The 14,029-nt window shown below is 60.4% G+C and carries 11 protein-coding genes and 1 tRNA gene; 7 read left to right on the top strand and 5 right to left on the bottom strand.

Annotated elements, in window-relative coordinates; translation table 11 throughout:
• Window positions 1-153 precede the first annotated feature (153 nt).
• A complete protein-coding gene (locus F475_RS17315; protein WP_082920890.1) occupies window positions 154-477 on the top strand; it encodes a sel1 repeat family protein in 324 nt (107 codons plus the stop codon).
• A gap of 175 nt (window positions 478-652) precedes the next feature.
• Window positions 653-2,017: a DNA recombination protein RmuC gene (gene rmuC, locus F475_RS17310; RefSeq protein ID WP_169342498.1), complete on the top strand. Its 1,365-nt coding sequence runs from the start codon at window positions 653-655 to the stop codon at window positions 2,015-2,017.
• Between the two features lie 185 nt (window positions 2,018-2,202).
• Here rmuC and F475_RS17305 read toward each other — a convergent pair whose 3' ends face one another.
• Both F475_RS17305 and F475_RS17300 read right to left on the bottom strand, forming a co-directional pair.
• A complete protein-coding gene (locus F475_RS17305; RefSeq protein WP_111454357.1) occupies window positions 2,203-5,673 on the bottom strand; it encodes a PAS domain-containing hybrid sensor histidine kinase/response regulator in 3,471 nt (1,156 codons plus the stop codon).
• Window positions 5,674-5,845: 172 nt separating this feature from the next.
• A complete protein-coding gene (locus F475_RS17300; protein WP_086945823.1) occupies window positions 5,846-6,385 on the bottom strand; it encodes a TetR/AcrR family transcriptional regulator in 540 nt (179 codons plus the stop codon).
• A 91-nt stretch (window positions 6,386-6,476) separates the two neighbouring features.
• Between F475_RS17300 and F475_RS17295 the strand changes: the two genes are divergently transcribed.
• The 4 genes from F475_RS17295 (at window position 6,477) to F475_RS17280 (ending at window position 11,258) form a co-directional block, all read left to right on the top strand.
• Window positions 6,477-7,670: an MFS transporter gene (locus F475_RS17295; protein ID WP_111454356.1), complete on the top strand. Its 1,194-nt coding sequence runs from the start codon at window positions 6,477-6,479 to the stop codon at window positions 7,668-7,670.
• A 41-nt stretch (window positions 7,671-7,711) separates the two neighbouring features.
• Window positions 7,712-8,023, top strand: coding sequence for a cupin (locus tag F475_RS17290; protein ID WP_007936125.1), 312 nt, complete (start codon window positions 7,712-7,714; stop codon window positions 8,021-8,023).
• A 106-nt stretch (window positions 8,024-8,129) separates the two neighbouring features.
• Window positions 8,130-9,281 (top strand): TDT family transporter, encoded by a 1,152-nt coding sequence (locus F475_RS17285; RefSeq protein ID WP_111454355.1) that lies wholly within the window; start codon window positions 8,130-8,132, stop codon window positions 9,279-9,281.
• A gap of 102 nt (window positions 9,282-9,383) precedes the next feature.
• Entirely contained in the window at window positions 9,384-11,258 is a 1,875-nt protein-coding gene (locus tag F475_RS17280) for an MFS transporter (RefSeq protein ID WP_111454354.1), read from the top strand.
• Window positions 11,259-11,310: 52 nt separating this feature from the next.
• Here F475_RS17280 and sugE read toward each other — a convergent pair whose 3' ends face one another.
• The 3 genes from sugE to rdgC form a co-directional block, all read right to left on the bottom strand.
• Window positions 11,311-11,625, bottom strand: a complete 315-nt coding sequence (sugE, locus tag F475_RS17275) for a quaternary ammonium compound efflux SMR transporter SugE (RefSeq protein WP_018925158.1) — start codon at window positions 11,623-11,625, stop codon at window positions 11,311-11,313.
• A gap of 119 nt (window positions 11,626-11,744) precedes the next feature.
• Window positions 11,745-12,710 carry a bile acid:sodium symporter family protein gene (locus F475_RS17270; RefSeq protein ID WP_018925159.1) on the bottom strand — a complete coding sequence of 322 codons (966 nt, stop codon included), beginning with the start codon at window positions 12,708-12,710 and terminating at the stop codon, window positions 11,745-11,747.
• Window positions 12,711-12,862: 152 nt separating this feature from the next.
• On the bottom strand, window positions 12,863-13,783 hold the full coding sequence (rdgC, locus tag F475_RS17265) for a recombination-associated protein RdgC (protein ID WP_019579659.1): 921 nt from the start codon (window positions 13,781-13,783) through the stop codon (window positions 12,863-12,865).
• Window positions 13,784-13,942: 159 nt separating this feature from the next.
• Between rdgC and F475_RS17260 the strand changes: the two genes are divergently transcribed.
• Window positions 13,943-14,018: transfer RNA gene (locus F475_RS17260), tRNA-Val, on the top strand.
• Window positions 14,019-14,029: the final 11 nt, after the last annotated feature.

The raw sequence follows: 14,029 nt of genomic DNA, 5'->3' as shown, positions 1-14,029 counted from the left end.
GACTTCAAGGGCGGTTGTCCACTGAGTTATCCACAGCTTCTGTGGATTGTCCCGAGCGCTTGCTCTAGGACGGGCGTGCAGGCTTTTCTCGACTTTACCTGTGCGAAAAAAAGAGTAGAGTGGCGCGCCTTCCGATCTGCCCCACAGTGCTTTATGAAGTTTCGCTCAGTACCAGTCTCTCCTGCCTCAGCACCCTCCAGCATTAACCCACCCAAGCGCTTTTCGATGCGTGTGGCCGAGTGGCTACTGGACAGCCCGCGCCTGGGCGAAAACCCCAACGTCAAACACTTCGCCGGACGTTTACTCAAGCAACCTGCCCGTGAAGGCGTAGTGGCCGCGCAAAGCCGCCTCGGCCAATTGATGTGCCGCGAATGCGGGAATGCCCGGGATCGCCGTATTGGCCAGGACCTGTTGCGCCAGGCTGCGCGCGCAGGGGACCGACGCGCCCAGCAGGAACTCGGCCTGATCGAAGACTGAGCTGTCCAAGACCTGACGCCTTGGTTAACCTTCACGCTTTATCTAATCGGCAGGAGTGGCTATGGCGATGGACTTGACCAGCGCATTGCTGGGGCTGGCGGGCGCTGCACTGCCATTGCTGGTACTGGCTTGGCAACTTCAGCGTCGGGCGAGTACGGGGCAGGCCGAACTGGCATTGCTGGAAGAGCGCCTGGCCATGGCCCAGCTGACGCAGGATGGCTTGAACGCCCAGCTCGACACCTGCCGTGATGAAGTCGCTGACCTGAGCCAGGCCAACGCCGCCAAACAAGCCGATCTGGCAGCCCTGCGCCGTGAAGTCGAATTGCTGCAGATCGAACGCGACGATGCCCGCGACGCAGCCCACGCCTGGAACATCGAACGTGCCGGCAAAGAAGCTGAGTTGCGTCGCCTGGACGCTCAGGCTGCCTCCCTCAACGCCGAGTTGCGTGAGCAGCAGGAAAGCCATCAGCAGCGCCTCAACGACCTGCAAGGCTCGCGAGACGAGCTGCGAGCGCAATTCGCCGAGCTGGCGGGCAAGATCTTCGACGAGCGCGAACAGCGTTTTGCCGAAACCAGTCAGCAGCGTCTGGGGCAATTGCTCGATCCGTTGAAGGAGCGCATCCAGTCGTTCGAAAAGCGCGTCGAGGAAAGTTATCAGGCCGAAGCCCGCGAGCGCTTTTCCCTGGCCAAGGAACTGGAGCGTCTGCAACAACTGAACCTGCGCCTGAGCGACGAAGCCACCAACCTCACCCGCGCCTTGAAAGGGCAGAAAACCCAAGGCAATTGGGGTGAACTGATTCTTGAACGGGTGCTTGAACACGCGGGGCTGGAGAAGGGGCGCGAGTACCAGACCCAGGTCAATCTGAAGGGGCCGGACGGTGAGCGATTCCAGCCGGATGTGATTATTTACCTGCCTGGCGACAAGCAGGTCGTGGTCGATTCCAAGGTCAGCCTCACGGCTTATCAGCAATATGTGGCCGCCGAAGACGACGGCATCGGCCAGATCGCCATCAAGCAGCACGTGCTGTCCCTGCGCAATCATGTCAAAGGCCTGGCCGGCAAGGACTACAAGCGGCTCGACGGGTTGCACAGCCTGGATTTCGTCCTGCTTTTCGTCCCGATCGAAGCGGCGTTTTCCGCAGCGTTACAGGCAGAGCCGACGTTGTTTCAAGAGGCCTTCGACCGCAACATCGTGATCGTCAGCCCGACCACGTTGCTGGCCACTTTGCGGGTCATCGACAGCCTGTGGAAGCAGGAACGCCAGAGCCAGAACGCTCGGGAAATCGCCGAGCGCGCCGGGTGGCTGTACGACAAGTTCGTGTTGTTCATTCAGGATCTGGATGAGGTCGGCAATCGCTTGCAGCAGCTGGACAAGGCCTACAGCTCTGCCCGCAATAAGCTGACAGAAGGCCGTGGCAACCTGGTCAGTCGCAGCGAACAGCTCAAATTGCTTGGCGCGCGGGCCAGCAAGAGCTTGCCGGCGGACCTGCTGGAGCGGGCCATGACGGATGTCGATGGCTTGGCCGAGTTGCCCGAATAAGCCATCTTTTACGATGGCATCTGTGGCGAGGGGGCTTGCTGTGGCGAGGGAGCTTGCTCCCGTTGGGCTGCGCAGCAGCCCCCGTTTCCCGTAAAGCAATCCGCGTTGCGTGTTTTGCGACTGCTGCGCAGTCTAGCGGGAGCAAGCTCCCTCGCCACAGGTTCTGGGCTAGCCAGACGCATTTATTACAACGGCAAATGCCGACTCAACAACGCCCGCAATGCCGCCGGCTTCACCGGTTTGGCCAGGTAATCCAGGCCCGCTGCATGCACCTGGGCCACGGTCTCCGGCCGTCCATCGGCGCTGATCACCACCCCCGGCACCGGCTCGCCCAATTGCGTGCGCAACCACGCCATCAAGTCGGTTCCGGTCTCGCCATCGTCCAGGTGGTAATCCACCAGCGCCAACTGCGGGCGCATCCCGTCGTTGAGCAGCGTCGCGCATTCATCACGGTTGCGCGCGGTCCAGACTTGGCAACCCCAGCGCGTGAGCAGGCTGTTCATGCCGATCAGGATGCTGTCCTCGTTATCAATGCACAGCACCTGTGCGCCGCCGAGCAAATGGCCATTGAGTTCGGCAACCTTGGCCGGCACCGCGGCTTGTGCCCGAGCCAACGGCACGCTGACACTGAATACACTGCCGCGCCCCGGCCAGGAGCGTACGCGCAAAGTGTGACCGAGCACGCGGCACAGTCCATCGGCAATCGCCAGCCCCAGGCCCAGGCCTTTCTCGGCCCGGGTCTGGTGGCTGTCGAGGCGTTTGAACTCTTCGAAAATCACCTGTTGTTTGTCTTTCGGAATACCCGGTCCACGGTCCCAGACCTCCAGGCACAGCTCGCCGTTGCGCCGCCGAACGCCGAGCAGCACGGGGCCTCTGGCGTAGCGGAAGGCATTGGTCAGGAAGTTCTGCAAGATCCGTCGCAGCAGTTTGATGTCACTGTCGATCCGTAGCGTGCTGCCCCGGACGCGGAATTTCAGCCCCTGTTCCTGAGCAAGTGCCTTGAACTCGGCTCCCAGCGTGTCAAACAACTCATTGAGCACGAAGGGCCTGCGATCAGGGTTGATCTTGCCGCTTTCCAGACGGGAAATATCCAGCAGATCACTGATCAGGTCTTCGGCCGAACGCAGTGAGCTGTCCAGGTGATGAACCAGCTTCTGCGCTTCGCTGGACAAACCCTCTTCCTGATGGGAGAGGGCGGCGGAGAACAGCCGCGCGGCGTTCAGCGGTTGCATCAAGTCATGGCTGACGGCGGCCAGGAAACGGGTTTTCGACTGGTTGGCCGATTCGGCGGTGCCCTTGGCTTCGGTCAGGGCAAGGTTGAGTTGTGACAGTTCGTGGGTCCGTTCGGCGACCCGCCGCTCAAGGCCTTCATTGGCTTCTGTCAGCGCCTGCTCGGCTTCGCGGAACGCGGTAATGTCGGTGAAACTCATGACGAAACCGCCGCCGGGCATCGGGTTGCCGATCAGCTCGATCACTCGGCCGTTGGGGAACAGTCGCTCGGAGGTATGGGCGCGGCCCTGACGCATCCAGTGCAAGCGACGGGCGACATGCACTTCCGCTTCGCCGGGGCCACACAGGCCGCGTTCGGCGTTGTAGCGAATGATGTCGGCAATCGGTCGGCCGACGCTGATCAAACCGTCGGGGTAGTTGAACAGCTCCAGGTAGCGCCGGTTCCAGGCCACCAGTTTCAGCGACTGGTCGATCACGCTGATGCCCTGGGTGATGTTCTCGATGGCGCCTTGCAGCAGGGCGCGGTTGAATTGCAGCACTTCCGAGGTTTCGTCGGCGATCCGTACGACGTCCTCCAGTTGCATTTCCCGACCTTCGATGGCGGCTTTTACCACCGCCCGAGTCGAAGAGGCGCCGAGTACACCGGCCAGCAAGCGTTCGGTATGGGCGATCCATTCACCGTCGGCGTTCTGGTTCGGGTTGAAGCCTTTGCCCTGGCGGTAGGCGAAACGGATGAAGCTCTGACGGGCCCGTTCTTCGCCGACAAACCGGGCAGCCAGTTGCAGCAAATCGTCGATCTGTACCGCCAGCATCGAGCGGGCGCTGGGGCGGGGGCTGATTTCCTGGCCGATGAAACGACCGGCCTGCCAGTGCTCCGAAACCCGTGTGCGTGACAGCACCGAGACCCAGGCGAACAAGGTGAAGTTACCCGCCAGGGACAACACCACGCCCTGAGTCAGCGGCGTGATCGGCAGGTTCAGCGGATTGCTTTGCAGCCAGGCCAGGCCCGGAAAACCGCTCAAGGGCAAGCCGAGGCTGTTGGCGGCAACCGGCAACACCAGGGTGTAGAACCAGAGGAATGTCCCGGTGGCCAGTCCGGCGAACACGCCACGGCGGTTAGCCTGTTTCCAGTACAGCGCGCCGAGCATGGCCGGGGCCAGTTGGGTCACGGCGGCGAAGGCAATCTGGCCGATGGTCGCCAGGCTCGCGGTCGAGCCCAGCAGGCGATAGCTGACGTAGGCCAGCAGCAGAATGACCACAATGCTCACCCGGCGCACCGAAAGCATCCACTGGCGGAACACTTCGAATGGCCGTTCGGCGTTGTTGCGCCGCAGCAACCATGGCAGCAGCATGTCGTTGGAGAGCATGGTCGATAGCGCCACGCTGGCGACGATCACCATGCCGGTCGCCGCCGAAGCGCCGCCGATAAACGCCAGCATTGCCAGGGCAGGGTGAGATTGGGCCAGAGGCAGGCTGATAACGAATGAGTCCGGCAGCACCGAACTGGGTAGCAACATCTGACCGGCCAGTGCAATCGGCACCACAAACAGCGCGGCCAGCGCCAGATACGTCGGGAACACCCACTTGGCCAGGCGTAAATCCTGGGGGTCGATGTTTTCCACCACGGTCACGTGGAACTGCCGGGGCAGGCAGATGATCGCCATCATCGCCACACCGGTCTGCACCACCATGGACGGCCAGTTGATGGTTTCCTTCCAGTACTCTTCCAGGCGCGGGGCGAGCATGGCCTGGTCGAACAGGTCGTCGAAACCGTCGTACAGGCCGTAGGTCACGAACGCGCCGACCGCGAGAAAAGCGAACAGCTTGACCAGCGATTCAAAGGCAATCGCCAGCACCATGCCGCGGTGGTGTTCCGTGGCGTCGAGGTTGCGGGTACCGAAAACGATGGTGAACAGCGCCAGTACCAGGGAGACGATCAGCGCCGTGTCCTGCGCGCGCGTGCCCATGGCGTCGGCGCCGGCGCCGATCAACAGGTTTACACCCAGCACGATGCCCTTGAGTTGCAAGGCAATGTAGGGCAGCACGCCGACCAGGCAGATCAGCGCGACGACTACCGCCAGGGACTGGGATTTACCGTAACGGGCGGCGATGAAGTCGGCGATGGAGGTGATGTTCTCCTGCTTGCTGATCATCACCATTTTTTGCAGGACCCACGGTGCGCACACCAGCAGCAGGATCGGCCCGAGGTAGATCGGCAGGAAGGACCAGAGTTGTTCGGCTGCCTGGCCCACGGCGCCAAAGAACGTCCAGCTGGTGCAATAAACCGCCAGCGACAGGCTGTACACCCAGGCACGCACCCGTGGCGGCAGCGGCGTGCTGCGACGGTCGCCGTAAAAGGCGATGGCGAACAGGATGGCCATATAGGCCAGGGCGACAATGGCGATCAGCCCGGTGGACAGCGACATGGGAACTCCAGACAAAAGACATCCGGGACTGCGCCCGATCCAGACAGTCTCGCATGACCGCCTGAGTTAGTCAGTGTCGACCAAGGTCGTGGCGTGGCGGGGTGTCGCAGGTTGTGTATCCGTCAGATCCTGGTCGTCATTGCGGGAGCGAGGCTTGCCTGCGAAGGCGGGGTTACTGACTCAACGCAATATCGATCAGCCGATGCAACTCTTCAACCTCCAGCGCCTGCGCCGCAAACAGGATGCGAAACACCGTCGGTGCCACCACCATATTGATCAGCCGGTCGACACTTGGCCGCGATTGATCGGGATAGCGATCCAGAATCGTCTGCAACTGCCCGCCAATGATCGTCACGCAATAGCCCGGCGTGGCGCTGGATTGCACGTCGCGCATCATGTTGCGCCCGGGTTCGGAACTCATTTCATCCAGATACTGCTCGGCCCAAGCCCGGACGTCCCCGCGTAAGCTGCCGGTATTGGCCGGCTCACTGTCGGGGCGCATGCGGGCGAGGGCGACATCAGCGAGCAGTGCTGACAAATCCCCCCAGCGCCGATAAATGGTCGACGGCGTCACCCCGGCCCGGGCAGCAATCTGCGGCACAGTCACGCAGGCGCGGTCCTGCTCTTCGAGGAGCGCGCGGACAGCCGAATGAATCGACTCTTGAACCCTGGCACTTCTGCCACCAGGGCGTAAACCTTCTTTAATAGCCATGCGGCGGACCTTAACACAAAGAATTTGCTTTAAGCGCTGACCAGTAGCAGACTCCGCAAAAGCAAAAAATTAGCTTTTGCGGAGTGTGCTCATGTCTCTTCCAGCGACAAATCGTTCCAGCCTGTGGTTTCTGGCGATCACCTTACTCAGTTTTCTCGCCGCTTCCACCGCGCCGACCCCGTTGTATCACCTCTATCAGGAGCACCTGCAGTTCTCAGCCGCGACCCTGACCCTGATTTTCGGTGTCTACGCCCTCAGCTTGCTGGCGGCGCTGCTCACGGTCGGTTCGCTGTCGGATTATCTGGGGCGCAAACCGGTGATTTTTACCGCCGTGTTGCTGAATATGCTGGCGATGTTGCTGTTCATCAACGCCGACAGCGTCGCCTGGTTGATCGGTGCGCGAGTACTTCAGGGGTTTGCGACGGGAATGGCCACCGCCGTCTTGAGTGCGGCGTTGCTGGACACCGATCGCCAGCAAGGGCCGATGGTCAACAGTGTCGCGCCGTTGCTGGGCATGGCGCTGGGGGCCATGGGCTGCGGATTATTGGCCGAGTTTGCGCCCCTGCCGCTGCAATTGACCTATTGGATGTTGTTCGCGCTGTTTGCGATGCAAGCGCTGTACGTCTGGCGTCTGCCGGAAAGCGTCAGTCGACAACCGGGTGCCTGGGCTTCGCTGCGCCCGACCCTGCATGTGCCGATTCAGGCGCGGCGAATGTTGTGGCGGGTGCTGCCGATTGACCTCGCGGTGTGGGCGCTTGGCGGCTTTTTCGCCTCCCTGGCGCCGTCTCTGGTGCGGACAGCCACCGGGTCGACGTCGAATCTGATTGGCGGTGCGACGGTGGCCGTGTTGACGGTGACCGGTGCCTCGATGATCTACACCTTGCGCAATCGGCCGGCCGACAAGGTCTTGCTGCTGGGCGCGAGCTTGCTGCCCGCAGGCGTTGCGCTGATTCTGCTGGCGGTCCACAGCGCCAGCCTGCCATTGTTTTTCTTCGGCACGCTGGTGGCGGGCAGCGGATTCGGTACGGGTTTCCTTGGCGCCTTGCGCAGCATCGTGCCGCTGGCCTTGCCTCATGAGCGGGCCGGGTTGATGTCGGCGTTTTATGTGCTCAGTTATCTGGCGTTCTGCTTGCCGTCGTTGCTGGCCGGTAATCTGACCCGCAGCTTTGGGCTGGTGGCGACCACCGACGGTTACGGCGCGGTACTGATCATCCTGTCGCTCGGTGCGCTGATCGGGTTGCTTCGTGAGCGGTCTGTCAAAGTCTGTGGCGTCGATGTCAGATGACCGTTAGCCTTGGCACCGCCATTCATTTCGACGGACCGCCCATGAAGATCATCCGCAGCAAATCCTTCACCGGTGACCGCGCCTGGGCGGCGCTGGACATCGCCAACATGAACGGTATCACCACCCGTTTGCACTGGACCGATCAGCCGTATAAATGGCACGTCAACGATGGCCAGGAAGTGTTCGTGGTGCTCGACGGTCAGGTGCAGATGCGTTATCGCGAAGCAGGCCTCGAAAAGGAAACCCTGCTGGAGGTCGGCGATATTTTTTATGCCTCGGTGGGCACCGAACATGTGGCTCATCCGCAGGGCGTGGCGAGGATATTGGTGATCGAGACTGAAGGCAGCGTCTGATGCTATATCTGTAAAACAGATAACAGTTAGAGATATTACCCGTTATATCGATATTCTATTCGGATCTATCATGAGCGCCTCCCTCATTAGAGGACAGGAGTTCGCCATGACCTGCACCCGTAGCGTTAAACCCGGTATCAAGCCGCTCAGTCATCTGCAGCACCCAAGAGAAGCCATCCGCCAATTCACCCCGAACTGGTTCGCGGCGACCATGGGCACTGGTGTATTGGCGCTTGCGCTTGCGCAACTGCCGGTGTCGACTCCCGGTCTGCATGCGTTGGCCGAAGGCTTGTGGCTATTAAATATTGGCCTGTTTGTGTTGTTCACGGCTATGTATGCCGCGCGTTGGGTCATGTTCTTCGACGAAGCGCGGCGGATTTTCGGCCACTCCACGGTTTCGATGTTTTTTGGCACCATTCCCATGGGCCTTGCGACCATCATCAATGGCGTTCTGTTGTTCGGCTTGCCGCGCTGGGGCGACGGTGTGATTCATGTCGCCGAAGTGCTGTGGTGGCTGGACGTGGCGATGTCGCTGGCCTGCGGCGTACTGATTCCCTACATGATGTTCACCCGTCAGGAGCACAGCATCGACCAGATGACCGCTGTCTGGCTGTTGCCGGTGGTGGCGGCGGAAGTGGCGGCTGCCAGTGGTGGCTTGCTGGCGCCGCACCTGGCCGATGCTCATTCGCAGTTAGTGGTGCTGGTGACCAGCTACGTGCTTTGGGCTTTTTCCCTGCCGGTGGCGTTCAGCATTCTGACCATCCTGTTGCTGCGCATGGCGTTGCATAAATTGCCCCACGAAAACATGGCCGCCTCGAGCTGGCTGGCGCTTGGGCCGATTGGCACGGGTGCGCTGGGCATGTTGCTGCTGGGCGCCGACGCGCCGGCGATCTTTGCCGCCAACGGTCTGCCGGGGATCGGTGAAATAGCTGAGGGCCTTGGGCTGGTGGCCGGGATCACGCTGTGGGGCTTCGGGCTTTGGTGGATGCTGATAGCACTGCTGATCACCGTGCGTTACTTGCGCGCCGGTATCCCGTTCAATCTCGGCTGGTGGGGTTTCACGTTCCCGCTGGGTGTCTATTCCCTGACTACGCTGAAACTGGCCAGCACCTTGAACCTGACGTTTTTCAGTATCTTTGGTTGCGTGTTGGTGGCCATGCTGGCGGTGATGTGGCTGATTGTCGCCAAACGCACGGTGCAGGGCGCGTGGAAGGGCGAACTGTTTGTCTCACCGTGCATCGCAGGATTAAAGAAATAACCGGCAAAGATTAGGTAATGTGTGTGGCCTGGATCGACGTTCGACATTCCAATAACAGTATCCACGCCACCCTCTACCAAAAAAATCAGGGACACATGGAAGATGAGTCACCCCTCGCAGTTCACCTTGCTTCGCACTCGGCGCTTCCTGCCTTTTTTTGTCACGCAGTCCCTTGGGGCCTTTAACGACAACATCTTCAAGCAGTCGCTGATCCTAGCCATTCTGTACAAGCTGACCATCGAGGGTGACCGTTCGATCTGGGTCAACCTGTGTGCGCTGCTGTTTATCCTGCCGTTCTTCCTGTTCTCGGCCCTGGCCGGGCAGTTCGGGGAGAAGTTCGCCAAGGACGCGCTGATCCGTCTGATCAAGATCGGGGAAATCGTCATCATGACGGTGGGCGCGGTCGGTTTCATGTTCGATCACCTGTCGCTGATGCTGTTGGCGCTGTTTGCCATGGGCACCCACTCGGCGCTGTTCGGGCCGGTGAAGTACTCGATCCTGCCGCAGGCCTTGCGCGAAGAAGAGCTGGTGGGTGGCAACGGGTTGGTGGAAATGGGCACCTTCCTGGCAATTCTCGCCGGGACGATTGGCGCCGGCATCATGATGTCCGCCAGCAACTATGCGCCGGTGGTGTCCACGGCAATCATCGGCATTGCGGTGCTCGGTTATCTGGCCAGCCGCAACATTCCCCGAGCTGCGGCGGCATCGCCGCAAATGCGCCTGAACTGGAATATCTTCAGCCAGTCCTGGGCCACGTTGAAGCTGGGCCTGGGGCAAACCCCTGCGGTCTCGCGTTCGATCGTCGGCAACTCATGGTTCTGGTTTGTCGGGGCGATTTATCTGACGCAAATCCCGGCGTATGCCAAGGAATGGATGCACGGCGACGAGACTGTGGTGACGCTGATTCTTACCGTATTCTCGGTCGGTATTGCACTGGGTTCGATGCTTTGCGAGAAACTCTCCGGGCGCAAAGTCGAGATCGGTCTGGTGCCGTTCGGCTCATTCGGCCTGACCGTATTTGGCCTGTTGCTGTGGTGGCATTCCGGTGGAATTCCGGACAGCGTTACCGGCCATGGCTGGATCGAAATCCTTGGCTTCGGTCACACCTGGCTGGTGTTGATCGACATCCTCGGGCTGGGAGTCTTCGGCGGTTTCTACATCGTGCCGCTGTATGCGCTGATCCAGTCCCGCACCGTCGAGAACGAACGGGCCCGAGTGATTGCCGCCAACAACATTCTCAACGCCCTGTTCATGGTGGTGTCGGCGATTGTGTCGATCGTCTTGCTGAGCATCGCCAAGCTGTCGATCCCGCAGCTGTTTCTGGTGGTGTCGCTGCTGAACATCGGCGTCAACGCCTACATCTTCAAAATCGTCCCGGAATTCAGCATGCGTTTCATGATCTGGCTGCTTGGCCATTCCATGTACCGCGTCGAGCATCGCAACCTCGAGCTGATTCCCGATGAGGGCCCTGCGCTGCTGGTTTGCAACCATGTGTCGTTCGTCGATGCGTTGCTGATTGGTGGAGCCGTGCGTCGGCCGATTCGCTTTGTGATGTATTACAAAATCTACAACCTGCCGGTGCTGAACTTCATCTTCCGCACGGCCGGGGCAATTCCGATTGCCGGGCGCCAGGAAGACATTCAAATCTACGAAAAAGCCTTCACCCGCATTGCCCAGTATCTGAAGGATGGCGAGCTGGTGTGTATTTTCCCTGAAGGCAAGTTGACCGCTGATGGCGAGATCAACGAGTTCAAGGGCGGGCTGACGCGGATTCTCGAAGAAACGCCGGTGCCGGTGATTCCGCTGGCCTTGCAGGGGTTATGGGGGAGTTTCTTCAGCCGCGATCCGAACAAGGGCTTGTTCCGTCGGTTGTGGTCGCGGGTGACGTTGGTGGCGGGGCCGGCGGTGGCCGTTGAAGTGGCTGAGCCAGCGAAGTTGCAGGCGATGGTGGGGGATTTGCGTGGCGCCGTTAGATAGTTGGTGACTTTGCGGGCCTCATCGCGGGCTTGCCCGCGATGACGTCAGTGGCCTAAGCGCTGACCTTGAGCCCAACCAACCCGGTAATGATCAGTGCCACACTGGCCAGCCGAAACAGTGCCATGGATTCACCAAACAGAATGATCCCGGCGATCACCGTGCCCACTGCACCCACGCCGGTCCAGATCGCATAGGCCGTGCCCAGCGGCAATTCCTTCATGGCAAGGCCCAGCAGGCCAAGGCTGATCGCCATGGCGGCAACGGTCAATGCGGTGGGAAGAGGGCGGCTGAAGCCGTCGGTGTATTTCAGGCCAACGGCCCAGCCGACTTCGAACAGACCGGCGAAAAACAGAATGATCCAGGACATGGAAGACCTCCATCGATGGATGGGGTCGTCCCCGGATTAAGCACTCGATCGAGCCGCGAGGTCGTCCTCGCGTTGCGCAATAGAGTGCCCATCATTAACTCGAGGATCAAGTTTTCGGATCAGTCGGCCACCTGCTGAGCAGCGATTTTCCGATCCTCTTTCTCGCTCATGCGACGGAAATAGGTGGAGAGCAGCGCCCCCGAAATGTTGTGCCAGACGCTGAACAACGCGCTCGGCACCGCCGCCAGTGGCGAGAAGTGCGCACTGGCCAGTGCCGCACCCAGGCCGGAGTTCTGCATGCCGACTTCCAGTGCCAGGGATTTGCGTTGGGCCAGCGGCAGGTTGAACAGGCGCCCGGTGAAGTAACCCAGCAAGTAGCCGAAACTGTTGTGCAGCATCACCACGGCCATGATCAGCAGACCGGATTCGGCAATCTTCGCCTGGCTGGCAGCCACCACGGCCGTGACGATGATCACGATGCTCACCACCGACACCAGCGGCAACACTTCTACCGCGTGACGAACCCGATCACCGAGTACGCGTTGGGCAACCACGCCAAGTACGATCGGCAACAGCACGACTTGCAGGATCGACCAGAACAGCTCCATGAACGACACCGGCAACCAGGCCGAGGCCAGCAGCCAGATCAGCGCCGGTGTCAGCAATGGCGCGAGAAGGGTGGTGACGGCGGCGATGGCCACCGACAACGCCAGGTCGCCGCGAGCCAGCCAGGTCATCACGTTCGACGAGGTGCCGCTCGGGCAACAGCCGACCAGAATCACCCCGACGGCGATCTCTGGCGGCAGGTGGAATACCTGGCAGAGCAACCACGCCATACCGGGCATGATCACGAAATGGGCAACCACGCCCAGGGCCACGCGCCACGGATGGCGAGCGACTTCGGCGAAGTCTTCGAGCTTGAGGGTCAGGCCCATGCCGAACATCACCAGCCCCAGCAGCGGCACGATTGCGCCTTTCAAGCCGATGAACCAGGCCGGCTGCAGAAACGCCACGATGGCGAAAATCAGTACCCAGTAAGCGAAGGTGTTGCCGACAAAACGACTCAATGCAGCGAGTGCGCGCATGGCCTGATCCTTGTTATTCATATTCGAAAATTGCGCAGATCCAATGTGGGAACGGGCTTGCTCGCGAAGGCGGTCGGACATTCAACGATGATGTTGTTTGTCATGACGCCTTCGCGAGCAAGCCCGCTCCCACATTTAGACCGCGCGTCGGTTTAGATCCCTTGCGGCATCTCTTCACCACCCAACGCTTCAACCAGTGCCGGCAGGAAGTCGCCGAAGGTCAGCATCATCAGGGTGAAGCTGGCGTCCAGTTGACCCAGTGCTTCGTCGCCACCGTCCTGTTCCGCCTGATCTTGCAGCAGGTCTTCGAACTTCAGGCGCTTGACCACCATTTTGTCGTCGAGCACGAACGACAGTTTGTCCTGCCAGGCCAGCGACAATTGAGTGACCACTTTGCCGGTGCTCAGGTGCAGCTGGATCTCTTCGCTGGTCAGGTCCTGACGCTTGCAGCGCACGATGCCGCCGTCTTCGTGGGTGTCGCGCAGTTCGCACTCGTCCAGCACAAAGAAATCGTCTGCGGCTTTCTGAGTGGTAACCCACTCGGTCATGGTTGCGGTCGGCGACATCTTCACCGTCAGCGGACGTACCGGCAGCGAGCCGATCACTTCACGCAGGGTGGACAGCAGGTCTTCGGCACGTTTCGGGCTGGCCGAGTTCACCAGGATCAGGCCCTGTTTCGGCGCAATGGCGGCGAAGGTCGACGAGCGACGGATAAAGGCGCGGGGCAGGAAGGCCTGGATGATTTCATCCTTGATCTGATCGCGTTCCTTTTTATAGACCTTGCGCATTTGTTCGGCTTCGATCTCTTCGACCTTTTCCTTCACTGCGTCACGCACGACGCTGCCCGGCAGAATGCGTTCTTCTTTACGGGCGGCGATCAGCAGGAAGTCTCCGCTGACGTGTACCAGCGGTGCATCTTCGCCTTTGCCGAAGGGCGCGACGAAACCGTAGGTGGTCAACTCCTGGCTTGCACATGGACGCGCCAGTTTGGTGGCCAGTGCAGTTTCCAACGCCTCGGCATCAAAAGGCAGATCTTGGGTCAGGCGATAGATAAGCAGGTTTTTGAACCACATGGGGTGAGTCTCTCCTTTATACAAAGGGGGGCATTATTGTCTTCGCCGGGTCATAGGCCAACCCTTCTCTAAGCCTTTGGAAGGCCTGAGAAAATTATTTAAAAAAGTGCTTGCCAGAGGTTGGGTCGCTCCGTAGAATGCGCGCCACACCGAAGCGAAGGGTGATTAGCTCAGCTGGGAGAGCGTCTGCCTTACAAGCAGAATGTCGGCGGTTCGATCCCGTCATCACCCACCATTCGTTTCAAG

The sequence above is a fragment of the Pseudomonas sp. URMO17WK12:I6 genome (genome assembly GCF_003253625.1).
GTDB lineage: Bacteria > Pseudomonadota > Gammaproteobacteria > Pseudomonadales > Pseudomonadaceae > Aquipseudomonas.
This window is presented reverse-complemented; position numbering and strand designations above follow the sequence as displayed.

Excerpts from the sequence above, each read along its gene's own strand:
- F475_RS17315 (WP_082920890.1), top strand. The coding sequence starts at position 154 with ATGAAGTTTCGCTCAGTACCAGTCTCTCCTGCCTCAGCACCCTCCAGC.
- F475_RS17305 (WP_111454357.1), bottom strand. The coding sequence starts at position 5,673 with ATGTCGCTGTCCACCGGGCTGATCGCCATTGTCGCCCTGGCCTATATG.
- F475_RS17300 (WP_086945823.1), bottom strand. The coding sequence starts at position 6,385 with ATGGCTATTAAAGAAGGTTTACGCCCTGGTGGCAGAAGTGCCAGGGTT.
- F475_RS17295 (WP_111454356.1), top strand. The coding sequence starts at position 6,477 with ATGTCTCTTCCAGCGACAAATCGTTCCAGCCTGTGGTTTCTGGCGATC.
- F475_RS17290 (WP_007936125.1), top strand. The coding sequence starts at position 7,712 with ATGAAGATCATCCGCAGCAAATCCTTCACCGGTGACCGCGCCTGGGCG.
- F475_RS17285 (WP_111454355.1), top strand. The coding sequence starts at position 8,130 with ATGACCTGCACCCGTAGCGTTAAACCCGGTATCAAGCCGCTCAGTCAT.
- F475_RS17280 (WP_111454354.1), top strand. The coding sequence starts at position 9,384 with ATGAGTCACCCCTCGCAGTTCACCTTGCTTCGCACTCGGCGCTTCCTG.
- sugE (WP_018925158.1), bottom strand. The coding sequence starts at position 11,625 with ATGTCCTGGATCATTCTGTTTTTCGCCGGTCTGTTCGAAGTCGGCTGG.
- F475_RS17270 (WP_018925159.1), bottom strand. The coding sequence starts at position 12,710 with ATGCGCGCACTCGCTGCATTGAGTCGTTTTGTCGGCAACACCTTCGCT.
- rdgC (WP_019579659.1), bottom strand. The coding sequence starts at position 13,783 with ATGTGGTTCAAAAACCTGCTTATCTATCGCCTGACCCAAGATCTGCCT.